This is a genomic window from Vibrio sp. 10N.222.52.B12, assembly GCF_002875385.1.
Lineage (GTDB): Bacteria > Pseudomonadota > Gammaproteobacteria > Enterobacterales > Vibrionaceae > Vibrio > Vibrio jasicida.
In genome coordinates, this window is the sequence record NZ_MDAW01000182.1 from 16,218 (window position 1) to 39,240 (window position 23,023).

19 protein-coding genes and 1 pseudogene are annotated in these 23,023 nt (G+C 46.9%); 15 read left to right on the forward strand and 5 right to left on the reverse strand.

Going from position 1 to position 23,023, the window contains the following annotated elements:
- The first annotated feature begins 39 nt into the window (after positions 1 to 39).
- The 7 genes from BCT11_RS27850 (at position 40) to BCT11_RS27880 (ending at position 12,007) form a co-directional block, all read left to right on the forward strand.
- Complete coding sequence (locus tag BCT11_RS27850) at positions 40 to 2,745, forward strand: GH92 family glycosyl hydrolase (RefSeq protein WP_102390058.1); 2,706 nt, start codon at positions 40 to 42, stop codon at positions 2,743 to 2,745.
- Between the two features lie 72 nt (positions 2,746 to 2,817).
- A complete protein-coding gene (locus BCT11_RS27855) occupies positions 2,818 to 5,274 on the forward strand; it encodes a GH92 family glycosyl hydrolase (protein ID WP_102390060.1) in 2,457 nt (818 codons plus the stop codon).
- A gap of 89 nt (positions 5,275 to 5,363) precedes the next feature.
- Positions 5,364 to 7,844, forward strand: a complete 2,481-nt coding sequence (locus BCT11_RS27860) for a GH92 family glycosyl hydrolase (protein WP_102390062.1) — start codon at positions 5,364 to 5,366, stop codon at positions 7,842 to 7,844.
- Positions 7,845 to 8,061: 217 nt separating this feature from the next.
- Entirely contained in the window at positions 8,062 to 9,624 is a 1,563-nt protein-coding gene (locus tag BCT11_RS27865) for a bifunctional UDP-sugar hydrolase/5'-nucleotidase (protein WP_102390064.1), read from the forward strand.
- A gap of 34 nt (positions 9,625 to 9,658) precedes the next feature.
- On the forward strand, positions 9,659 to 11,086 hold the full coding sequence (locus BCT11_RS27870) for a hypothetical protein (protein ID WP_102390066.1): 1,428 nt from the start codon (positions 9,659 to 9,661) through the stop codon (positions 11,084 to 11,086).
- Positions 11,087 to 11,215: 129 nt separating this feature from the next.
- Complete coding sequence (locus BCT11_RS27875; RefSeq protein WP_009706408.1) at positions 11,216 to 11,395, forward strand: hypothetical protein; 180 nt, start codon at positions 11,216 to 11,218, stop codon at positions 11,393 to 11,395.
- 108 nt (positions 11,396 to 11,503) lie between these two features.
- A complete protein-coding gene (locus tag BCT11_RS27880; protein WP_050567178.1) occupies positions 11,504 to 12,007 on the forward strand; it encodes an ankyrin repeat domain-containing protein in 504 nt (167 codons plus the stop codon).
- A 56-nt stretch (positions 12,008 to 12,063) separates the two neighbouring features.
- On the opposite strand, the gene BCT11_RS27885 is transcribed toward BCT11_RS27880, so the two are convergent.
- Positions 12,064 to 12,429: a VOC family protein gene (locus tag BCT11_RS27885; protein WP_102390068.1), complete on the reverse strand. Its 366-nt coding sequence runs from the start codon at positions 12,427 to 12,429 to the stop codon at positions 12,064 to 12,066.
- A gap of 181 nt (positions 12,430 to 12,610) precedes the next feature.
- Here BCT11_RS27885 and BCT11_RS27890 point away from each other — a divergent pair, with 181 nt between their 5' ends.
- Positions 12,611 to 12,961: a rhodanese-like domain-containing protein gene (locus tag BCT11_RS27890; protein ID WP_038869124.1), complete on the forward strand. Its 351-nt coding sequence runs from the start codon at positions 12,611 to 12,613 to the stop codon at positions 12,959 to 12,961.
- 71 nt (positions 12,962 to 13,032) lie between these two features.
- Here the strand turns inward: BCT11_RS27890 and BCT11_RS27895 are convergent, their stop codons facing one another.
- Entirely contained in the window at positions 13,033 to 13,902 is an 870-nt protein-coding gene (locus tag BCT11_RS27895) for an SDR family oxidoreductase (RefSeq protein WP_038869123.1), read from the reverse strand.
- Between the two features lie 11 nt (positions 13,903 to 13,913).
- Positions 13,914 to 14,507 (reverse strand): hypothetical protein, encoded by a 594-nt coding sequence (locus BCT11_RS27900; RefSeq protein WP_038869120.1) that lies wholly within the window; start codon positions 14,505 to 14,507, stop codon positions 13,914 to 13,916.
- Positions 14,508 to 14,653: 146 nt separating this feature from the next.
- Between BCT11_RS27900 and BCT11_RS27905 the strand changes: the two genes are divergently transcribed.
- Entirely contained in the window at positions 14,654 to 15,199 is a 546-nt protein-coding gene (locus tag BCT11_RS27905; RefSeq protein ID WP_102390070.1) for a TetR/AcrR family transcriptional regulator, read from the forward strand.
- A gap of 62 nt (positions 15,200 to 15,261) precedes the next feature.
- Here the strand turns inward: BCT11_RS27905 and BCT11_RS27910 are convergent, their stop codons facing one another.
- Positions 15,262 to 16,623, reverse strand: coding sequence for a serine hydrolase domain-containing protein (locus BCT11_RS27910; RefSeq protein ID WP_038869116.1), 1,362 nt, complete (start codon positions 16,621 to 16,623; stop codon positions 15,262 to 15,264).
- 93 nt (positions 16,624 to 16,716) lie between these two features.
- On the opposite strand from BCT11_RS27910, the gene BCT11_RS27915 reads away from it, so the two are divergent.
- The 5 genes from BCT11_RS27915 (at position 16,717) to BCT11_RS27935 (ending at position 22,511) form a co-directional block, all read left to right on the forward strand.
- Positions 16,717 to 17,685: a helix-turn-helix domain-containing protein gene (locus BCT11_RS27915; protein ID WP_102390072.1), complete on the forward strand. Its 969-nt coding sequence runs from the start codon at positions 16,717 to 16,719 to the stop codon at positions 17,683 to 17,685.
- Between the two features lie 105 nt (positions 17,686 to 17,790).
- Entirely contained in the window at positions 17,791 to 18,693 is a 903-nt protein-coding gene (locus BCT11_RS27920) for a LysR family transcriptional regulator (RefSeq protein ID WP_102390074.1), read from the forward strand.
- A 78-nt stretch (positions 18,694 to 18,771) separates the two neighbouring features.
- Positions 18,772 to 19,767, forward strand: a complete 996-nt coding sequence (locus tag BCT11_RS27925) for a linear amide C-N hydrolase (RefSeq protein WP_102390076.1) — start codon at positions 18,772 to 18,774, stop codon at positions 19,765 to 19,767.
- A gap of 235 nt (positions 19,768 to 20,002) precedes the next feature.
- Positions 20,003 to 20,434, forward strand: a complete 432-nt coding sequence (locus BCT11_RS27930; protein WP_102390077.1) for a DUF2000 domain-containing protein — start codon at positions 20,003 to 20,005, stop codon at positions 20,432 to 20,434.
- 340 nt (positions 20,435 to 20,774) lie between these two features.
- Positions 20,775 to 22,511 carry an ABC-F family ATP-binding cassette domain-containing protein gene (locus BCT11_RS27935; protein WP_102390079.1) on the forward strand — a complete coding sequence of 579 codons (1,737 nt, stop codon included), beginning with the start codon at positions 20,775 to 20,777 and terminating at the stop codon, positions 22,509 to 22,511.
- A gap of 45 nt (positions 22,512 to 22,556) precedes the next feature.
- Here the strand turns inward: BCT11_RS27935 and BCT11_RS27940 are convergent, their stop codons facing one another.
- Positions 22,557 to 22,706, reverse strand: coding sequence for a hypothetical protein (locus tag BCT11_RS27940; protein ID WP_241909064.1), 150 nt, complete (start codon positions 22,704 to 22,706; stop codon positions 22,557 to 22,559).
- A gap of 90 nt (positions 22,707 to 22,796) precedes the next feature.
- Between BCT11_RS27940 and BCT11_RS27945 the strand changes: the two are divergent.
- A pseudogene (locus tag BCT11_RS27945) lies at positions 22,797 to 23,023 on the forward strand (IS110 family transposase); the annotation flags it as partial.

Consider the following 23,023-nt stretch of genomic DNA (forward strand, 5'->3'; position numbering starts at 1 on the left):
CGGGGACCTCATGTCCCCTTTTCTCGTGGAATAAAAACAATGAAATTAAAAAGAACCCTACTCTCCACCGCAGTGTTAACCGCCATGCTTGGTCTTGCTGGTTGTGGCAGCGACTCTGACCCAGAAACTCCGGTTATCTCTACCCCTACTTTGGAATTCGTTGATACCTTGATCGGCACTAAAGGTCTTGGCAACGTTAACCCATCTCCAGTTATGCCAGAAGGTATGATTCAACCGTCACCAGATAACTTCGATCCAAACGGTTGGAATGGCAAAGGCTCGCCTGTCGAGTACGATCCTGTGCACAGCCTGCTTTCTGGCTTCTCAATGACCCACATTTCCGGCGCAGGTAAAGGCGACTTAAACGACTTCGCTTTCTTGCCATACACAGGCTTTAATACCGATGCCGTGACCATGGATAAAAGCTCGGAAGTGGCAGAAGTTGGTTACTACTCGGTTGATCTTGTAGAAACCGGCGTAAAAGCTGAGCTTTCGGCAACCGACCGCGTGGCGTTCCAACGTTACACCTTCAAGCCGGGTGAAGACCGCAAAGTACGTATCGACCTGCAACACGAACTGTTGGAGCAATACGGCAATCACTCTCGCAGCATCTACTACAAACGCGTTAACGACACTACCGTCGTAGGCGCACGTACCTCAAACGAATGGGGTCAATGGCAAACCGTGTTCTTCGCGGCAGAATTCTCTGATCCAATCATTGAAGAGAACCTGTACACCAAGCTGGCTTCTGAAAGCAAACTGACTCCAACTGACGCTACTGAAGTCGGCTTGGAAGATTACCGCGGCTACGCTGAGCACAAACCAATGCCGGGCGAACCAGAACCTGACCCAGAACGTTTGGCAAAACGCGCAAACGATGTCCTGACGCACTTGAACTTTGGCAAGAGCGATGAGCCATTGGTGGTCAAAGTAGCGATTTCTGGCACTGGTGTTGACGGCGCACTGAAAAACCTAGAAGCAGACACCAACGGCTGGGACTTCGACAACGTCGTACAACAAAACCGCGTGGCTTGGGAAAACATCCTTGGCGAGTTTGAACTGGAAGGCGGCAACAAAGCTGACAAAACCATGTTCTACACCTCGCTCTACCGTACGTTTGTTGCCCCATTCCTATACCAAGACGTGGATGGCAAATACCGTGGCATGGATGGCAAAGTGCACCAAGCAGAAGATGGCTTAGTCAACTATTCAGTGTACTCAATGTGGGATACCTTCCGCGCCGCACACCCACTGAAAACCATCATCAACAAAGACCGCGCGATTGAACACGCACGCGATCTATTGAACAAATACCAAACGGGCGGTGTCTTGCCAAAATGGGAACTGCACTCGGATTACACCGGTGAAATGGTCGGTCACCCTGCGGTCTCGGTTATCGCCGATATCATGGTCAAACACCCAGAAGCCTTTACTGCTGCTGAGTTTGATTTGGCACTGAAAGCGGCTGACGAAACAGTCAACTTCAACCTTGATAAAACAGAGAGCTGGGTGCCTTACCAAGATGCTTGGAACGGTGACAAACGCTTCACGATCATGACGCGTCACAACGACTACCAAGAAGACGTCGGCTTTATTCCAGCTAACACCAAATGGGCGCCGGATTCTGGTGACAAACCGGGTTACGTAGAAGGCTTAAAAGTCGATAAATACGACGAGCTCGTGAACGAGTCGGTGTCTTACGGTCTTGAGAACGCATACTACGACTGGTGTATCGCTCAGATCGCTAAACTTGCGGGCAACGACCAACAGTACGACCGCTACATGGCTCGCTCAGAGTCGTTCAAGAACTACTTCGATTACAACCCAGAGCAATACGGCAAACTGCAAGACACCAAAGGCAACGCATTGGGTGCAACGGGCTTTATGCGTCCGGCTTACATGAACAGCGGCAGCAAGGTTTGGGCAAACAACCTGAAAGCCGAATGTTTGGACGAGAACATGGCGCTGTCTATCCCAGACGGTATGGACTACAACGCGTGTAAAGACCGCAAAGCACTCAACGAAAGTGACGTGTTCTGGCCTTACCGCGCCGAGCACCGTGGTGAAGACTTCACCGAAGGCAATACATGGCAATGGACATGGTTTGCACCGCACAACTTGAACGGTCTGGCTAACGTGATGGGTGGCGAGCACATCGACCGTACTGACTTCTCTCTTCCTGAAGACGTAACCGAACAAGGTAAAGCGGCATTCTTAGCCAACTTGAATGCGCTGTTTAATGCGGACTCCAACGCCGATACGAGCCAATCACACGACATGTCTGGCTACATCGGTCAGTTCGTGATGGGTAACGAGCCTGATCACCACGTTCCTTACCTATACAACTGGACGGCGGAACCTTGGAAGACACAAGAAATTGTCGACCAAGCGATGAACGAGTTCTACCACCCAACGCATGAAGGTCTGATTGGTAACGAAGACGTCGGTCAGATGTCGGCATGGTATGTGATGTCTGCATTGGGCTTCTACCAAGTCACACCGGGCGAAGCAAGTTACACCATCGGTCGTCCTCTGTTCGACAAAGCCGTGATTCCAGTCGCGGACGGTAAATTCACCATCACCTCAGAAAACAACAGCCAAGAGAGCATCTACGTGAAGTCGGTGACCATCAATGGCAAACAATTGAGTGACAACTTCAGCTTCGCGCACAGCGATTTGAAAGACGGTGGTGAACTGCATTTCGTTATGACTTCAGACAAATCTGAAGCGATGAAAGCACAATAACCGACACCTATCCAAATAACGAAAGGGGGCACCTAGCCCCCTAAAAAACTTCACTTCAGTGGAACCATAAAAATGAAACTAAAAAGAACCCTTATCTCTACCGCTATACTCGCTGCCATGTTTGGTCTTGCTGGTTGTAACAGTGATGACGACAACAGCAAATCTGGAACACCATCCCTCGACACCACGCTAACCCAATACGTCAATCCATTGATTGGTACAGGCGCAGATGGTCACACCTTCCCAGGCGCGGTTGTGCCTTATGGTTTGGTACAACTATCTCCTGATACCGAAATGGAAGGTTGGGGCTCTGCTGCAGGTTACTTCGACCACGGCAAGCTGACTGAAATCCCAGTGTATGGCTTCTCCCACACTCACCTTTCAGGCACAGGCATTACCGACCTTGGTGACATCTTAGTTTTGCCTTTCACCAAGAAAGAAAACGCCGTTTTCAATACCTTCGATAAAGACAACGAAACCGCAGAAGCGGGTTACTACGCGGTTGAACTGAACAAAGGCGAAATCAAAGCTGAGCTAACTACCACGCAACGTGTTGGCTTCCACCGCTACACCTTCAAAGAAGGCACGACGCCACACATCAAGTTCGATTTAGACCACACTCTCAATAAAGGTCACTTCAACAACCGCACCATGAAGGGCGACTTGGAGTTTATCGACGCTTACACCATCCGCGGTTTACGTAGCTCAAACGGCTGGGCGAACAACCAGCACGTCTACTTCTACGCCACCTTCAACCAACCTATCGTCAAAGCCATTGCTTTAGTTGACGGCGCAGAAACCGAAATCGATGTAAACAACGACAACATCGACGCAGTGAAAACCATCGCTTACCTAGAATTCGCACCATCATCAACACCGCTAGAAATCCAAGTAGGCTTATCACCAACAGGCACAGAGGGTGCGGAGAAGAACCTAGAAGCAGAAGCGAAAGACGTGTCATTTGATACTGCGCGCGCTCAAGCCAACGACGCATGGCACCAAGAGCTTAGCCGCATGATGGTATCTGGCGGCACGGAAGATCAGAAAGAGATCTTCTACACCGCGCTTTACCACGCTTCTATCGCGCCAATGATTTTCCAAGATGTCGACGGTCAATACCCAGCGATGCGTACTCGCATTCAAAAAGACGCAGGCGACACACCAAACTACTCCGTGTATTCCATGTGGGATACATTCCGTGCTGCGCACCCACTGAAAACCATCATCGACCCAGAACGTGCCGAAGAGTTTGCCAACGACTTAATTCGTAAATACGAAGACGGTGGCATCTTGCCGAAATGGGAACTGCACAGCCATTACACGGGCACTATGATCGGCTTCCCTGCGGTTTCGATCATTGCTGACGCGATGGCGAAAGGTTTAGACATCGACCCACAACTGGCCAAAGAAGCGGCTGAGTTTACGGTGCGTTACCACGAAGCGTCTGAATTCCCAGATTGGACGGAAGACAACAACATCGGCGCAGCAAACGTTGTGCAAGTGAAGGTGTACGAAGAAAACGGCTTTGTTCATCACGGTTACTGGAACAGTGCGTCTTACACGCTTGAGTTTGCTTACGGCGACTGGGCAATGGCAGAAATCGCGCGCATGGCTGGCGATGTAAAACTGCAAGAAGAGTTTATGACTCGTGCCGACAACTGGCTTAACCATTGGGATGCAGAGACTGGCTTCTTACGTCCGAAAAACCACCCGCTGAGCTCATCACCAAACAAACCGCCTTTGGAGTTCAACCAACCGATTGATGAAGATCGTTTGGATGAGTGTGAAATGGTTGAATGGCCTGAAGGCTCAGGCGTGATGAAAGAGAAATGCCCGCTGCTACCATTTGACCCTTACTACGTGGACGAGTTTGCCTACACCGAAGGGAACGCGTGGCAATGGAAGTTCCAACCAATGCACGATTTCAACCGTCTGAAACAAGAAATCTACCAAGCAGACTTGGCACAAGGCAAAGACACCACGCCAGAGAAAGCCTTCCGTGAAGACTTGGACGAGCTATTCAATGCGCGTTCTTCAAACACAGGTGAAGAGCTACCAGACCTAACGGGTTATATCGGCCAGTACATGCACGGTAACGAGCCATCGCACCACATTCCTTACCTATACACGCTAACGGATGAGCCATGGAAAGCGCAAGAGTACCTAGACCGCATCATGTCAGAGATGTACACCAGCGAGCCAACTGGTTTGATTGGTAACGAAGACGTAGGTCAGATGAGCTCTTGGTACTTGATGTCGGCAATGGGCTTCTACCAAGTGACGCCTGCGGATCCGGTCTACACCATCGGTCGCCCTATGTTTGATGAAATCACCATTCCAGTGGAAGGCGGCGAGTTCACAGTCATCGCAGACAATAACAGCCCACACAACAAGTACGTGAAGTCCGTAACCATCAACGGCAAACCGCTGGATGCCAACTTCACCTTCAAGCACAGCGAAATCAAAGCGGGCGGCGAGCTTCACTTCGTCATGACGGGTGACAAGCAAGAAGCGCTTCAAGCTCAGTAACGTTTTATGTAATTCGTGTTTAAAGAATAAGCAGATAGATTAACTCAGTGGCAGGAAGTAATGCGCTTCCTGCCTAAGGAATCAAGATTATGAACTTTACGAAAACCGCTATCGCCACCGCAGTAATTACAAGTGTTATTGGTTTGGCTGGCTGCAACGATGACGACGATAACACCTCACCAAGCGTCGATACTTCCAACCTAAAATACGTCGACCCATTCATTGGTACCGGCTTTAACGGACACACCTTCCCGGGTCCTGTTGTGCCAGAGGGCATGGTGCAACTTTCTCCAGATACCGAGCTGATCGGCTGGCACTCTTCATCAGGTTACCATTTTGATAAAAAGACCTTATTTGGCTTCTCCCACACTCACCTATCTGGCACGGGCATGGGCGGCTTAGGTGACATTCTGTTCCTGCCGTTTACCGAAGATAAAGCTAAATACATCGAAGACAGCGACGACTACCGCGAAGCGATTTCAGTCAAGATGGACAAAACCTCTGAAGTGGCAGAAGCGGGTTACTACTCGGTGAAAATTGCAGAGAACGGTATCAAAGCTGAGCTTACGGCTTCTGAACGTGTCGGCTTCCATCGTTACACCTACCCGCAAGGTCAACCACAACGTCTGAAGATAGACCTCAACTCCATCCTTAACAGCGACTGGGGTTCGACCTCTCTGCGCAACAAACTGACGGTGAGCGAAGACGGTCATACCATCACGGGCGAGCGCGATGCAGCGCACTTCTCTGGCTGGGCGAAAAACCAAAAAATCTTCTTCTATGCGACTTTCGATAAGAAGATCAAAGACGTCTACATCCTTGCTAATGGTGAGCCTGTTGACGGCCTAACGGCAGAGCACGTTTCTGAATTGATTTACGATGACCAAGGTAATCCAGTTAAGCGTGTCAAAGCAGACGTCACTGCCTACATCGAATTTGAAGATGAAGGCTCACAAGAGTTGAATGCGCAAGTGGCGTTATCTGCGGTTGACCCACAAGGCGCAGAAAACAACTACGATGCCGAAGCGAATGTCTCTTTCGATACTGCGCGTAACAACGCACGTGAGAAATGGGCAAAAGCACTCAACTTCTCAATTGAAGGGGGCACGGAAGATCAGAAAGAGATCTTCTACACCGCGCTTTACCACACCAAAATTGCGCCGATGGTGCACCAAGACGTAGATGGTCGATTCCGAGGCATGGGCAAAGGCTCAATTCGTGAAGGCGAAGGGGAATACTCCATCGCTTACGGTCAAGCAACGGAAGAACAACCAAACTTCTCGGTTTACTCTCTATGGGATACCCAACGTGCATTGCACCCACTAAAAACCATCACTGAACCAACTCGCGCGGTGCAATACGCGAAGAACCTAGTTCAGAAGTACACTGAAAGCGGCTTGCTGCCGAAGTGGGAACACTTAGGTGACGAGACAGGCACCATGGTCGGCTACCCAGCGGTAGCAGTGATTGCGGATGCGATCACCAAGTTCCCAGAAGAGTTTACTCAACAAGAGAAAGAGCTGGCGCTGAAAGCCGCGATCGACTCTTCGACTTACGAGAACTACCCTGCACTGCAGGCCGATTGGGATCAGGGCGTATTGGATCGTACTTTAACCAAGCACATCGACTACATTGAGAAAAACGGCTTCACGCCTGCCATCCAACGTGTCGATGGTGAGCCAGTATTTGAAGACTACACAGTTGAGTCTGTTTCTTACGGTTTAGAAAACGCGTTCTACGATTGGGCCATCGCGCAAATCGCCAAAGCAGCCGGTGATACTCAAGCGGAAGAGCAATACCTTGAACGCTCGAAAGGCTACAAGAAGTACTTCGATTACAACCCAACGGAATACGCAGAACATGGCGTGACGGGCTTTATGCGCCCAGTGATGATTGATGAAACCTTCATGACGCCATTCGACCCATACGGCACAGAACATGAGACAGGTAACTACACCGAAGGTAACGCATGGCAGTGGACTTGGTTTGTACCGCATGACATCGCGGGCTTAAAAACCATCATGGGTGGCGATGCTGAGTTCCAGAAAAACCTAGAAGCCACCTTCACCGCAGAAAGCCAAGGCACAGAAACACCGGATATGTCTGGTTTGATTGGTCAAGTTGCGTTTGGTAACGAGCCTCCGCACCACATTCCTTACCTATTTAACTGGACCGCAGAACCATGGAAGACGCAACAAGTCGTCGACCACATTCTGGATGACATGTATTTCGCTGCTCCAGAAGGCGTCATTGGTAACGAAGACGTGGGCGCAATGTCCGCTTGGTATGTGATGTCTGCATTAGGCTTCTACCAAGTGAACGCAGCAGAACCGATTTACACTGTGGGTCGTCCGCTATTCGACAAAGCGGTGATTCCGGTTAAAGGCGGCACGTTCACTATCACCACTGAAAACAACGCCGATGACAACATGTACATCAAGTCTGTCACCATCAATGGCAAAGCGTTGGATAACGGTTTCTTCTTCGACCATTCCGAGTTCAAACCGGGTGGTGAGTTGCACTTCGTGATGACGGGCGATCAATCAGAAGCGATGAAAGCACCTCAATAAACCTCTATCACTCTTCCCTCTTCAAAGGTCAGTTCGCGAGAGCTGGCCTTTTGTTTTTTGGCCTTTCACTTCCACCAACACAAACGATCATTCCGCGACAATTAATCATAAGCTCAGTAAATTTATGTGATCCAATTCAAGCGAACTAAACGTTTGCTTTTTTAAAGTTGCCCCGTTTCGCGAAACCCAACATTCATTCGACTTAACCGGATTAGCTATGAACACATTTTCTAAAAAGCCGTTACTTTGCGCCTTGGCTGCAATTTCTATCGGTGCTTCATTTTCTTCATTTGCGGAAATTCGCAATGTCACGCTGCTGCACACCAACGACATCGAGAGCGTTTACGAACCTGTTGATGCCTTTTGGAACCCAGACATCTCACATATCGGTGGTATTCCATACCTAGCCACCTTGATCAAGCAAACCCGAGCGCAGGAAGAGACCAGTTTCTTGTTTGATGCGGGTGACATTTTCACGGGTTCACTTGCTAAGAAAACTCAAGGCAAACTCTCTTTCGATTTGTACAGCGCAATGGGCTACGACGCGATTACGCTCGGCAACCATGAGTTTGAATACGGTTGGCAAACGCTGAAAGAAAACATGCCAAGAGCGGCTTACCCAGTGCTGAATGCCAACATCAAATTCGAGCAAAACAATGCCCCATTTGCTTCGCCCTACACCATTATTGAGCGCGATGGCGTTAGTGTAGGCGTGATAGGTGTTATGGGCGTAGATGCGTTTTACAACACCATGTGGAAAGGCAACCGCAAGGGTTTAACCATTGATGACCCTATCGAAGTCACTCAATACTGGGTTGATAAGATTCGTGATGAAGTGGACATGATTGTCGTACTGACTCACCAAAACAAAACGGCGCCAATGCAAACCGACAAAGAAGCAGACCCAGAAGTGCAACGCGGTTTTGATGAAGACTACAACATGGCTGGCAAGCTAAAAGGCGTGGATGTGATCTTTGGTGGTCACTCAGACCATGGCTTGTGGAAGCCAGTTGTACACCCGAAAACCAGCACCGTTATTGGTCTTACCTTCGGTCAGGGCAAATACTTGGGTTACACCAAGTTCGCGGTGGATACAGAAAAGCACGACGTAAAGCTGCTTGATGGCAAACTCATCCCTGTTGAATCCGACAAGCTGGAACGAGACAAGAAAACCAGCGACCTTATCGCCAATGCACGCAGCCAGTTCCCTGAGTTAAGCGAGCAACTGGCGAGCATCAACGACACTGCTTACCGCCGTTACTACCGCGAATCAAACGTCGGTAACTTGGTGGCCGATATGATGCGTGAAGCTGCCAATGCCGATGTGGGTATGATCAGTTCTGGCAGTATTCGAGTCGACTTAAACAAAGGCCCAGTGACGATGGAAAACGTGATGGATCTTTTCCCATTCACGGATAAACTCTCGGTCGTGACATTGAGCGGTGAACAGCTCAAAGAACTGTTGGAATACAGCTACACCTTGCCTTACGGTCTGGCGCAATTCTCTGGTATCGAAGCGCGTTATGACAACGAAAAACCAGAGGGTCAACGCTTGGTGAGCCTAAATGTAAACGGCAAACCAGTGGGCAATGCTGACTCATACAAAGTCGCGACTTACTCTTACGCAGCAAGTGGCGGTGACGGCTATCATGTGTTTGAGAAAGGCACGTTTGAATCAGAAGGCGATTCAGTAACACAAGTGCTGATTGACCAGTTCAAAGCGAAGAAACAAGTGACCGTACCAGAACTCGGTCGTCAAGTAGACGTAAGCCAAAACTAAATCCATAACGGACTTAGCTCGGAGAATAAGCACCATGACATTTCGTCAAGAATACAATGGCTGTAAGTCGTTTGGTTGCGCCAATTGCGGCGTACCCGACTTGAGCTTGTATTCGCGCTCAAACCGACTCGGTTACGATGCCTGGCATTGTCCTGAGTGTGGTGCTTATCCTCCTGTTTTGGTTAACGAGCCCATTCTCGCGTTAGCCAATCAACTGGAACAGCACACCTTCAAACTCGATTTATTACCTCAATGCCATTGTTCAAAAGCGTCTTGGCAACGTTTCGGACGCACAACCTCTGGCACCGAACGTGTGCAATGTCGGCAATGCCAAAAGACCGCAACGCTGATCAACTCAAGTAAAGCATCATCAAACCTGCAACCAATGTTGGATGCTTTGATTTCTGGCGTTCCTCCCCAAGAGCTACAGCAAGCTTTAGGGCTCAATCACCGCGCGTTTTCTCTGCGGATGGAACAATTGGCTGAGCTACTCAATACCTTCAGCCGTTTGTTTGAAGCGCAGCTTGATTTCTCAATCCTACAAACCCGTTCGTTTCTTCAAGTCGCGCGGTCTGGGTTTAGACACGATAGCCGCTCTCAAAGTAGCGCGCATATTTGGACATTATCGACGGCCGATGCCAAGACGGGATATGTACTCTTGATCAGTGATAACGCACTGATCAAGAAAGATTCGTTACCTGAAGAGGTGCGAGAGCAGAGCCGTTATCGACTCACCAAGAAAGAGCTCGCTCCCACAGAAGAAGACGTACTGCTTCAAGCGCAGAAGACGTACGACAAGATCTTAAATCGCAGTCAGTTTGATCAACTCGGTTACTGCGATGCCCAACATGCCCAATCCAAGGAAGTGTTTTTAACGCGCCCTGTATTTGCCGCTCACGCTCACATGCAGAACTTGGCAAAATATCTAAAATCTCAGCCACCAAAAGCTTTATTGCTCGAACATGAAAGCTTTATTCGCGGCGCCGCAATTACCGCATTTACACCAACGGTAATCAGTGGAAGCACACATCTGTACTATTGCCATGTCGCCTCGCGCAACGTGCACGACATTAACAACAGCGGTAAACAAAACATGAGTTGGTGGGATGAAACGTGGCGACGAGTGAATATTGAAAATGCACTGGGCAAGTGGCAAATCGGCATGGGTTTATTGACCAAAAAAGGCGAGCTCGATGATGCCACTATTCACTCCCTTTTCCCCACGCATCCAGATTGGAATTCGTACTCCTGGCAACACTATATCGGATGGCTACAACCTAGCTACGCGTCTCACCTCAGCTTGGCTCGAATACAACAGTGGCAAAGCATTTATCGCTTTTTGTACAATTTCACACTGTGCCGCCACGAAATCAAAATTGGATCTCGATTCATCGAACCAAGCCAAGTTACTGACTTAGTTGACTTCATAAACCATCATTCACTAACAAGTGAACCATCATAAACATCTGATTAAAAATACTTTTTTATTGATAATAGCATTTTCATTTTTGGCTCTTTGTACAATGCCGTATTGCAGGTTAGAGAACTCTGTAATGTATAGTTTTCCGAATGATAAAAAGGACGAACTATCATGAAAGACTATGACGATGGCGGACTTCAATTGGTTGACGAAGTCGTTGGCAAAGGCAAGCTGGCATTTATCAATAACATCCCATTTGACCAAAACCCCTACCCAATCGTGACCCTTGAATTCATGAGTTGGTGGTACGGCTGGTTGCTAGAAGAAGAACGCCAAACCATGGCTGCGTAACCCGCGTAATGACACCTTATTTCCACAATTAAACCGTTTCCAAGTTTACCTAATGCCAACAAGCGTCAGGTGCGCTTGCGGCTTTTTATTTTTTAAATACAGGTAGATATGGACATCAATACAACAATAAGAACCACAATCTTTACCCTATCGTTTATCACAACTTCATTCGCACTGTTTTTGAAGCATTCCCTCACCGAAGAGCGAATGATGCTGTGCGCCTTAGGAAATGATATTCCGGTGTTTGATAGCGAAGATTGCTTATTCTATTTTGAGACGTTTGGCGTTTCGCAAGATTTACTGAGCTTAGTCGAGTATCAATATGGTATTTCGTCGATTCTAAGTGGTGACAGTCATAGTCGCTTTCGTATGGCAAACACCTTAATAGCACATGGGTTTGACGTAAATTGGCTGAACGAAAGTAACAGTCCGCCTCTGCACTCCGCCATCATTCATGATGATTTCGAGGCGTTTAAATGGCTAATGCAGCAAGGGGCAAACAAAGATCTTTATTGCCCTAAGGTAGGAAAGAACGCCACTGAGTTTTTGGATTGGATTTACACCGAGAACCCGACCGCCAATCGCGGCGCTATGTACGCGCTATTGCACTAGAGCTTTAAAAACAAAGGGAGCCGATCGCTCCCTTTGTCGTTTTTATCGTTTTGAAATTAATCGATACTCTGGCTAATGCGCCACAGCACGCCACTAGGATCGTGCAAACAGAATTCTCGCATCTTCCAAGGTTGATCAACCAGTTCTGTCTTCTTGGCTCCGAATGACTCCAGATCGACATTCGAAACATGTTCATGCCAGCTGGCAACATCTTCCACCAACAAATGCATCATGAAATTATTGCAGTGTTTTGGCTCATAAAAATCTTGCAACAAGAATGAGCAACTGCCCTTGAAGAAGTACGCCACACCACCAAAATCCGAAGGCATCTCAAAACCCAACGCCTGATAAAAACGCTTTGATAACTCGTAATCTTTCGCCGGAACAAAAGATTTAATTTCAACAATATTGAGGTTTTCCATTTCCTAAGTTTCCATTGTGTAGCACGTATTCAACTACTCTAGTCATTTCGAAAAAAACTACCAATGTTTGGTGGTAAGTTCTGTAACACAACTCGACCAAGAGCACATCGAAGTTTGATAATCGCACGTATAATCTTCATCAGAACGATTAAGGGCAATTGACCTTGAGGAAAGGTACTCAATGAAAAAACTACTTCCGATTGTATTCACTTGTTTGAGCTTAGCTTTCTCCGCACCATCGGTATTGGCTTCTGAACGAGCAGAGCAGGGTTGGCAATGGATTGATCAAGGCGCAATGATTGTCGATGTGCGCACGCCACAAGAGTTTGCCGATGGTCACTTAGACAAAGCGGTGAACTTTCCGCTTTCAGAGTTAGATAAACACTTTGCTAATGTCGATAAAGACACACAAATCGTGCTCTACTGCCGCAGTGGTAATCGCTCAGGGCAAGCGTATCAGTACCTACAATCGCAAGGGTTTACCAACCTACATAACGCGGGCGGCTTGGTTGAGATGCAACAAGCGAAGTAATACGACTTTGCACCTACCTAGCCAACTGAATGGAAAGCACACCTCTCGTGTGCTTTTTGTTTTTTCACTATCTATTCGTTATCGGTTGAAGCCAGCTCGCCGAAGTAGTCTTCCAGTCGATGGTGACCATAAATCGGCGCGATATTGTCACCGCCTAACATGGTCAGAAAGAACTCAGCAGGACCACCCCATTTCTCTGGCAAGTGACGTACTATCGATAACCCAGCTCTGCGCAGGAAGTCCGGTAGGTGCGTATTTTTCTCCACTTTGTTTTGAGATTTGAACGCAAGCCGAGCAATATCATTGACTGACAAAACATCTGGACCACCGACATCGAGTTCTGTGTCATTTCGTTCAATCGCTTCTACACAAAACCTCGCCAAGTCTTTTCCGTGAATGGGATTAAGCAAGTTTTCACCATCGCCAAAAGTAAACACTCGACCGGATTTCGCCATGTTGTACACCTCGGTGATATCAGAGAAAAAGCCATTCGGGCGAATCACACAAGGGGTTAGTTTTGTTGATTGCAGAAGCCGATTCGCAAAGCGTTCTTTCGCCTCTAAAAGACGAACTTGAGGACATTTCTGAGCATTAAATGCAGAGATGTAGATGAATTTACCGACACCTGCTCGCTCTGCTTCTTCAAGCAAGTTCAAATTTGCTTGGTAGTCGACATCCAAATAACCTAATCCGTCTTGTTGGCGAGTAATGCCCAAACATGAGATAACAACATCGACACCGTCGCAAACACCTTTAAGCTCATCGGGATGAGTAACCTGCACCTCTATCACTTGTGACTCTTCCAAACCCATTGCGGATAACTTGGTTTTGTTTCTCGCAATGGCTTTAAAGTTAATATGCTCAGATAGGAGTAGCTCAACAATATTCGAGCCTAAGTACCCCGTTGAGCCCGCAATTAAAATTCGAGGGTGCGTTTTCATAACATGACGTCCTATTCTTGCTCTGGTCGGTATGGCTCTTCACGCAATACGTGGCTCACCAATAACTTTAGGTAGAACAGCGGTAAAAACCATTCCAAACCTTGTGGTGCTTGTGCCCAATAAATCGAAATAATCACACTAAGAGAATACAGAGTTAGCGCCACAGGACGTTGTAAATACAACGGTGTTTTCATGACTAGGCTACATGCCAGAACCATGTAACCACCGATCACAACAATCCACATGATATCGAAATTCAAGAACGCCCAACTGTAGAGAGAAAGCTGCACGAAATGAGTCAGAATAAAGCTCATGTGCTGCTTAAAACCTTGTCCTTCACGATGAAACCAGCGCTTTGCCGTAGAAGTCGCATTGGTAATAATGCCGCCGATAATATCCACTGTGAGCAAACCCGCGATAACATATTGAGTAGTAGTCCAACCTAGTTGTGCAAAGTACGCATAAATCACCACGACAAAACCAGCAGCAAAAGGGACATACAGCTGCAAATTCTTTTCTGCTTTCGTTGCGCCCGGACCAATCAGCTTATCAATTCCACCCCAGAAACCCGCTCTTGCTTGAGGAACACTCCAATCAATTTTCATACTAAAACCTTATTTCGACCACTCGGTCTTTTTAAATTAGTACGCTTTGAGAGCTAGGTAAAGATCTTTTTTGTCCACTCGGTCTAAATAAAAGATCTTGTGTTATACTGCAGGGCATTGCGGTAACAAAAGCTGAGAAGAAAACCATGCCTAAGATCGTCGATCATGAAAGAAGACGTAGAGAAATGGCCTTAAAAGCAACCGAAGTGTTCCTTGAGTTCGGTTACAAAAACATTGGTATGAGACAACTGTGCGAACAGTTAGGAATGAGCAAAAGTGCGGTTTATCACTATTACAAAAGTAAGGATGAACTGTTCAAAGCCGCAACAGAGGCCATCGTCAACTTTGATGCAGAAGTGCTAGCAGATAGACCAAACTCAAGTGAAGCGAATACAGGGCAACAAATCGAAAACTTCGTATTGATCTTCCAGCAAATGGCTCCGCGTTTCTTCCAAGAGATGAAGCTTGTCTCTGATTACATTGATGTGATTGGACAAGAAAACGTAGCTACCGATCCATGCATGTTACTTGCGAATCAAAAGTACATGACGATGCTAGAAAACTACGTTTCAGTGCAACACAAAGAATCGCTTTATACCCTTATGCTAGGACTACTGAACCATCAATTGATGTTGGGTAAAGCGCTAGAAGATTCGTATGTTATTGAGCAAGTTGAGCGCATTTTAGTTTAGATTCAAACTCACATTTAAAATCAACGTGAAAGAGGCTCCGTCGAGCCTCTATTTAATTTCTCTTATTTATCAGCCAATAATTTAGCAGCTGAGCGCATTAATGCTGGCGCTTTAGTTTCACCATAGCCCGAATGGTACGGATTATTTGAGAACACCACGCCAACGAAATCACGTTTAGGATCGATGTAAATCATCTGCCCTAGGTTGCCACTCTTCGCCATGGCTCCATCTTCAAAAATGAAATCGAAATGGTACGAGTTGTACTGTGCTTTCTCGTTGAATGAATGTAGCGAACTCGCCTCTTTCGCAGTGCCGACAAATGCGTTGTGGTCACCATTAAGTAAAATACGATCGATAACAGCAGGAGAAATCACTGCCTCATCGGCAACCGCATTCCAACTTGGCGTAAACAATATCCCCCAGCGTGCCATGTCTTCTAAGGTTGTCGAGACGAGACCAACCGCAATTGCCATACCATCTGGCGTTTGATTAATCATCATTGGTTGGCGTGCTTTGACTTTAGACCAAACGCGATCCTCGAATACTTTAGTCCAAGTCGTTCCCTCGATATTCTCTACAATTTGCGTCAGAACAATCGTATTCATCGACGCATAACGGAAATGCTCACCAGCCTCTTCGTTTGGTAACTTATGCGTATCTAAGGCGACATCCAACCAACTTTCAAGCTTGCCAGTCGAGTAACGTGGCGAACCAAACGCTGAAGCAAAGAAGCGAACCACTGGAGAGTCAGGGTTCATGATCGACTCACCGGTTTCCTCATTGTCCAAACCTGTCGCATGATTGAGTGCATTTAGTACTGACACATCATCCCATACCGTTCCCTTTAACTCTGGAACGTACTCGGAAACCGGTTTGTTTTGGTCAACTTTTCCCTCTTCTACCAGCATCGCTATCACAGCACCCACTGTGGTTTTCGCCGCAGATGCCCAAATATGGCGGTCAGTCGGCTTCATTCCCGGATACGCTTCATAAACAATTTTACCTTTGTGAATCAGCATGAAACCCTGAGTACGAAACTGAGGATCAGCCAAGTACTGATCCATGGTCATTTCGCCTTTTGATTCTGTTTCGACTTTAAGACTGCCTAGTTCTGGTTTAATAGCTTTGACCAATGGCTGGTACTCATGGTTTGGAGAGGCAACCGCCGTCGGCATAAACTCACTCATGTGCATGTTGTAGTAAAGGGAGTGGTCACCGCCCATTTGCCAATGAAAATTATTGAACTGCTCACGAGCCGAATCTACAAACTGGTTGGAATAAGGTTGTTTTGCAGCGCTCACTGGTAACGTTACTTGCGCACCCTCTGCCTTTAGTGCGGCTTTGACTGGGTTTTCGTCGGCTGCGAATACAGGTTGACTAAGAACAATGGCGCTTAGAATTAGGGTACTTGGTTTGACTGTCATGTGTGCATCTCCCGTGTTGTCTTGGGAGAACTATACTGATACCGTGAGGAACAAATTAGGTCATTTCCCGCCATATAATCTAACGAGAAAAGAATGCCTGAAAACATCAATATCACTCAGACTAACAACTTATTGCCCTTTATTCGTTACTTTGACTTAAAGGGCATTGAATGGAAGTCGGCGGCTCGTCTAAATAACATTCCTGAAGATATTGACGTTCAACCTAACTGGGTTCCCACTCATCAAGTGATGGCGTTTTTAATGGCAATGATGAGGGAGAGCAAAAAGCGGATTGGCATTGAAGTAGGACGCCTAATTACCCTTGAACAAATATCACCAGAATTGCATCAAACACTGTCGAATTGCGATAATTTAGGCGATGCACTGCATAAGCTGATTGAGATAATGCCGACACTCAATAGTCACGTCATGGTCTGGGTCGAAAACATTCAAGGTCAATGGTTTCTATGTCACCGAGGAGCCTATCACCCATCAACAATTGGTTTTGATCAAGCCGAGTGGTTTCGTAGCTTTGCCTTGCTATCAATGTGTCGTATGTTCACAGGAGAGGCTTGGCAACCACAACAGGTCTGGATGAGCTCTGCAGAGCACCTGAACGCAAGGTTGCCAGCCACGTTTGACAACACTGAGTTTCTGTTTGAAAAAGACTATGGCGCAATCGCGATTGATTTACCGAGCAGCTTCGTCCCAATTGATAGACAAACCCTAACCACAGACTGGTTGGACAAAGTCGAGCAGTTAATTGCCACCTATGCTGTGTTACCTTGGTTTAATATCAACTGGTTTGTCAAACTGCTCGGCACCTCTTCGCGGTCATTGCAACGCCAACTTCACATGCGCCATACGAGCTTTCGGACATTACGAGATCAAGCAAGGTGCCGCTCTGCCAAAACGCTACTTACACAAGCACAACTCACTCCATTCGAGACGGCTTGGCAATGTGGTTACAACGACCTCTCCAATTTTAATCGTGCTTTCAAAGCTTGGACGGGACAAACGCCAGCTCAATACCGCAATGATTATCTAGATTCCAATCGTTGAATCACAGAGAACTCTCAACTCATCACAACTTGATCTTCTCTGGCTGGACTCTGTTGGGGCCTTACATTAGGTTTGAATAAGACACTTTTGTAGGATCAAATCATCATGCATATCAGTTATGAGCAAGTCACCGCCTTTGTCGCTGTTGCGGAATGTGGCTCCTTTAGCGCTGCAGCAAAACAATTAAATAAGCATCGCACGACGCTTGGTCAGGTGATCACCAACCTCGAAATTGAAATCAACATGACCTTGTTTGACCGTTCAACCCGCTACCCTCAATTGACGGAAGAAGGCTTAGCACTGTATCAACATGCTAAAAACCTCGCGGAAACGACCAAGTCTTTTGAGCGTCTATGCCAGAGCACCGAACAAGGGAACGAGAGCCAAATTACTATCTGCCACAGTGAATTGGTGCCGGGAAAACTGATTCAAGATGTGATGATTGGGATTCGAAAAAAATTCCCGTTGGTCAAAGTGAACTGGCTTCACAAAAACAATCACGAAACGAAAGCGTTGTTCGAACAAGATGCCGCAGATCTTGCTGTCATGCTCGTTCCAACGGGTAATGCCACGACAGCATTCAGCTACACCTATCTACTCAATCTTCCTTTTGTTGTGTGTGCCACCACCGAATTTATTAAGCAACATCAGATTGTTGACCTCACCTCTCTAAAGCGAGCAAGGCAACTGTTGATGGCGGATTTTCACCATACTGGCATCGCGCAGACGCTGACGATATCGAATCTCGCACAACAAATCGAAAGTGTGAATGTGCTCAAAAACCTGTTAGTCGCAGGTGATGGTTGGGCAATTGTCCCGACCCATTGCGTGGAGGAGCTTTTAGCCACCCAGCAATTACAGGCCATTGAGATAGACGAACTCCATGCCGTGCTTCAGTTCCCCATCAACCTTTGGCAACACAACCGCTTAGCTGGCCCTGTTACACGAGAAATGATTCGACTGTTTAAAGAACACAGCCACGCTCATAGCATTCAAAGTGAGGGTTGAATGCTATGAGCGTGATTTAAGCTTTTTAGTTTTCCACCTTACACTCCAAATCGTTCCTAAACATGAATCGGAGTTACTATGAAATTGAAAGCAATCACCCTAGCTCTTCTTGCTGGCACTCTTACTACTGGTGTAGCGCACGCTTGTACCTCAGTCGCATGGAATACCGACTTGGGCACTTTCACTTCTAGAACGATGGATTGGATGGAATCAACCTCACCTGTGCTAGGTACCATTAACAAAGGCGACGTTCGTTCGCTTCAAGGTAATGGGCTAGGCAATACCTACACGGTGAAATACGACATGGTTGCGGTACTGGCTTATGGTGAATTGGTGGCCGACGGCGTAAACAGCGAAGGCATGCAAGTCAACGCTCTGTTCTATCCAGGTATGACCATGAAACAGGCGGAAACGGGGTCAGAAGTCACGCAATTTACTATCGCTGAATACTTACTTGCGAATTATGCGGATGTCGATGAGGTCGTTAAAGCTCTGCCAACACTAGGCTTCGCATCAATTCCTATGGAAGGCATGCCCGTTGAAATGAAACTGCACTGGTCTGTCACAGATAAGAGCGGTGACCGCCTAGTGATTGAGATGGATGAAGATGGCTTGCACACCTACCGCGGCGAAGAAGCGATGGTAATGACGAACGACCCTTCGATGAAAGAGCACATCGAAATGCGCAAGAAGGTTCAACCAACGTGGGAAAACGCGAGTCGTGATACTGACTATGGCTCCATTGGCAACGGTAACTCACACAGTCGCTTTGTTCACGCGAGCTACTTTATGAGTAAACTCACTGAACCGACCAGCATCACCAACGGTATGATGAAGCTATCGACAGTTCCTTACCGTGTGCCTGCGGATGCGCCATACAAAGACTTTGGCAACGGCAATGGTATGTCTAGCTACGCGACAGAATGGACCATGACACAAAGCTTGGATACTGGTGATAGCGTGTTCGAGTACAACTTTGAAGAAAACTGGAACACGGTGAAATTCAACGTTTATGAAATGATGGGCAAAGATTTCCGCCTACCACTGACTAAGTCATTTATGGCGAAGTTCTAGTCGCTAACAAAATACTGAGTGCCATTTCGCACTCAAACAAAAGCACCGCAATGTCGGTGCTTTTTGCTTTTATAGTCTTCAACTAAACCGTTTATTGCATGAAAAACGATTACATCGGTCGTTTATTGCAAATTTAACTTTTCGAAAGCAATGTTAGAAACAAAATTGCGCGTGCGAGGAAATACAATGGAGGCAGTTAAACAATAGCCAGATCATTAGATAAACGAGGTCCTCCATGAATCAACTTCCCGACGAAAACCAAAAACGATTTGTTGCCGTAATCAGTAAAAAAGTCGAAGTGGGACGCGCCGTTAACGTATTAGGACATTTGAGCGTAAGCCTTGCGAATCAACTTTCTGATGACGACGCAGTCTACACCGACTATCACGACCTTGATGGTAATCTTCATCCAAATATCTCCCACTATCCGTTTATCGTCTTGAGAGCGGACAACTCCAACAAAATCAGAAAGCTTCGCCAAGAAGCACTCGATAAAAGCATCCCCTCCTCCGACTTTACTCACACCATGGTAGAAGGCGGCTCTGAAATACAACAGCAAACCACCAAAAACACACCAGAAGCCGAGTTAGAATACTTGGGTATTTGCTTGTTCGGCGAGACTGAAACACTTCGAGAATTGACCAAGAAGTTCAGCTTATATCGCTAAAAGCGCGTGATACCTTGGTGATCCTCTCATCATTTTTTCATCAAGCTATCTGTACATTGCCACTTTTAGGGTTAGAATCTAGCGCATCTATCAACCAAAAGTGGCAACACTTACAACGAAATTAAGGAGGAATTTATGTCTTTGTGGTGTTCAATCAACCCACGTTTTTATGGCATGAAGGACCGCTCAAGAGTTTCAGATTTCGCGCTGCGATAATCTCGACTTGAGCGAATAATTACCTTTCGACGAAAACACGTCACCCGAGTACTTTCCCTCAAGCTCGAAGAATTATTGTCAGCTATGACAACGGCGTCTTGCGCCCAAAATTCTTGAGAACACTATGAGTACTTTTTTAACTGCACAATCATTAACCCTTTCTCACACAGCAACACCAATCTTCAAAGATGTAACGTTTACGATTCATCGTGGCGACAAAATTGGTCTTATCGGTCATAACGGCTGTGGTAAAAGCTCCCTACTCAAACTGCTTAGCGGTCAATTTGAACCAAGCCAAGGCACGGTTGCCAAAGCCAGCTCATGTTTGATGCGTTATGTTGAGCAGCATTTACCTGAATCTTTAAGTACACATTCCGTCTTAGATGCCTTAGCGGAATCCTTATCCGATGATGAGATTTGGCGCGCCGAACTCTTATTGGATGAACTCGGATTTTCGACCACAGAACGACACATGCCGGTTGAGAATTGCAGTGGTGGTCAGCAAATGCGACTCCTGCTTGCACGTGCGATTATCCATCAACCTGACTTACTGCTTCTGGATGAACCAAGCAACCACTTGGACTTGCCATCGCTCCTTTGGTTAGAGCAATTTCTATCAAACTGGAAAGGCTCATTCGTATTGGTATCTCACGATCAAACCTTACTCGATCGCGTCACCAACACCACTTGGGTCATGCGAGATCGCTCTCTGCATCATTTCTCTCTGCCTTGTTCTCAAGCAAGACAAGCATTGAAAGAGAAAGATGAAACCGATCAACTTCGCCATGCCAGCGAGCAGAAAGAGATCGACCGAATCGAAAAAAGCGCCAAGCGTTTAGCCACTTGGGGCAAAGTCTACGACAACGAAGATCTTGCTCGAAAAGCCAAGACGATGTTTGCGCGCAAAGAACGTTTAGAGGAAGAACAAACCGAACTGACAGAAGGCACACCGTGGGCGCTACAACTTCAAGGTGAATCAATGCCAGCAAATCGACTGCTAGAGGTTTTGCCTTTCTCAGTAACGCCACCAGACAGTGATTATCACTTGTTTGATATGGCAGAAATGCGCGTCAAAAGTAGCGACCGAATTGCCGTTCTAGGCAGTAATGGTTGCGGTAAATCGACCTTGTTGAACCTGCTTTATCGTCAGTATGAAGCCATCCAAACCGACCAAGGCAACCAACATGAGAGTGTAACTTTCCACGATCGCTGTCGCTTGGGTTACTACGATCAATCCCTAAAGCAACTCGACGATCATCAATCCATCACGGATGCGTTGCAGTCGCTTGCCAGCATCAGCAGTGAACAGGCAAAACGTTCGCTAATTGGTGCAGGATTCGAGTACGCAAGACACGAGCAGAAAGTCTTCAGTCTAAGTGGTGGAGAGCGATCAAGGCTGCTGTTTGTGGGCTTAACCCTCGCTCGTTATCATATGTTGTTTTTAGATGAACCGACCAACCATTTGGATATGGAAGGCAAAGAGGAGTTGATTGAAACTCTGCAAAACTTCAAAGGTGCCACCCTATTGGTGAGTCACGACCGAAGCCTGATAGAGCAAAGCTGTAATCGATTCTGGTTTATTGAAAATGGCTTACTGACGGAGTATTTAAGCGCGGAAGGGGTGTATCAACGCGTAACTGATACAGCACCGAAATCAGCCATATCGCATCATTGCAATGAAGTAATGTCGATGGAAACAAATACCGCGTCTGATGAGCAATCCGAAGAGCAAATGCTAGAAAGACTGTTGGAACTGGAAAGCTTACTGGAAGCCGATTTGGGGCGAAAACCCAAACATCAAAAACCAGCGATGCAAAAGCAATGGCAGCAAGAGATAGAGGAAATTACGGCGCAGCTATAAAAACAAAGCCGGAGGTAATCTCCGGCTTTCTTTATTAGATTCGAATTAGATCCACTCAATCTCAGGTCCAGCGGGCACAATCCCATTTGGGTTGATGTGCTTGTGCGAGAAGAAGTAATGCTGCTTCATGTAATCAATATCGATGGTGCTGCGAATGCGCTCATCAGCAACCAAATCTAGCATGTAACGATACAAGTTTTGATGCGCCTTTAGGGGCTAATTATATGGTCCGCCTCACTCTCAAGCCCTACGCTTAGAGTAGGCTCTCAGAACGAGGTGAACCATATGTCTACCATTCACATCTTAGGTATCGATTTAGGCAAGCACTGCTTTCATGCGGTTGGCAATAATCACACTGGCAAAGACGTTATTCGCCGTAAGTTTAGTCGAAGCCAACTACTCCGTTTCTTATCTGTACTTGAACCTACCATCATCGCTTTTGAAGCCTGTGGTGGTGCTCACTGGCTTGCGAGAAAGTGTGAAGCCTATGGGCATCGAGTTCGACTTATCCC

Excerpts from the sequence above, each read along its gene's own strand:
- BCT11_RS27850 (WP_102390058.1), top strand. The coding sequence starts at position 40 with ATGAAATTAAAAAGAACCCTACTCTCCACCGCAGTGTTAACCGCCATG.
- BCT11_RS27855 (WP_102390060.1), top strand. The coding sequence starts at position 2,818 with ATGAAACTAAAAAGAACCCTTATCTCTACCGCTATACTCGCTGCCATG.
- BCT11_RS27860 (WP_102390062.1), top strand. The coding sequence starts at position 5,364 with ATGAACTTTACGAAAACCGCTATCGCCACCGCAGTAATTACAAGTGTT.
- BCT11_RS27865 (WP_102390064.1), top strand. The coding sequence starts at position 8,062 with ATGAACACATTTTCTAAAAAGCCGTTACTTTGCGCCTTGGCTGCAATT.
- BCT11_RS27870 (WP_102390066.1), top strand. The coding sequence starts at position 9,659 with ATGACATTTCGTCAAGAATACAATGGCTGTAAGTCGTTTGGTTGCGCC.
- BCT11_RS27875 (WP_009706408.1), top strand. The coding sequence starts at position 11,216 with ATGAAAGACTATGACGATGGCGGACTTCAATTGGTTGACGAAGTCGTT.
- BCT11_RS27880 (WP_050567178.1), top strand. The coding sequence starts at position 11,504 with ATGGACATCAATACAACAATAAGAACCACAATCTTTACCCTATCGTTT.
- BCT11_RS27885 (WP_102390068.1), bottom strand. The coding sequence starts at position 12,429 with ATGGAAAACCTCAATATTGTTGAAATTAAATCTTTTGTTCCGGCGAAA.
- BCT11_RS27890 (WP_038869124.1), top strand. The coding sequence starts at position 12,611 with ATGAAAAAACTACTTCCGATTGTATTCACTTGTTTGAGCTTAGCTTTC.
- BCT11_RS27895 (WP_038869123.1), bottom strand. The coding sequence starts at position 13,902 with ATGAAAACGCACCCTCGAATTTTAATTGCGGGCTCAACGGGGTACTTA.
- BCT11_RS27900 (WP_038869120.1), bottom strand. The coding sequence starts at position 14,507 with ATGAAAATTGATTGGAGTGTTCCTCAAGCAAGAGCGGGTTTCTGGGGT.
- BCT11_RS27905 (WP_102390070.1), top strand. The coding sequence starts at position 14,654 with ATGCCTAAGATCGTCGATCATGAAAGAAGACGTAGAGAAATGGCCTTA.
- BCT11_RS27910 (WP_038869116.1), bottom strand. The coding sequence starts at position 16,623 with ATGACAGTCAAACCAAGTACCCTAATTCTAAGCGCCATTGTTCTTAGT.
- BCT11_RS27915 (WP_102390072.1), top strand. The coding sequence starts at position 16,717 with ATGCCTGAAAACATCAATATCACTCAGACTAACAACTTATTGCCCTTT.
- BCT11_RS27920 (WP_102390074.1), top strand. The coding sequence starts at position 17,791 with ATGCATATCAGTTATGAGCAAGTCACCGCCTTTGTCGCTGTTGCGGAA.
- BCT11_RS27925 (WP_102390076.1), top strand. The coding sequence starts at position 18,772 with ATGAAATTGAAAGCAATCACCCTAGCTCTTCTTGCTGGCACTCTTACT.
- BCT11_RS27930 (WP_102390077.1), top strand. The coding sequence starts at position 20,003 with ATGAATCAACTTCCCGACGAAAACCAAAAACGATTTGTTGCCGTAATC.
- BCT11_RS27935 (WP_102390079.1), top strand. The coding sequence starts at position 20,775 with ATGAGTACTTTTTTAACTGCACAATCATTAACCCTTTCTCACACAGCA.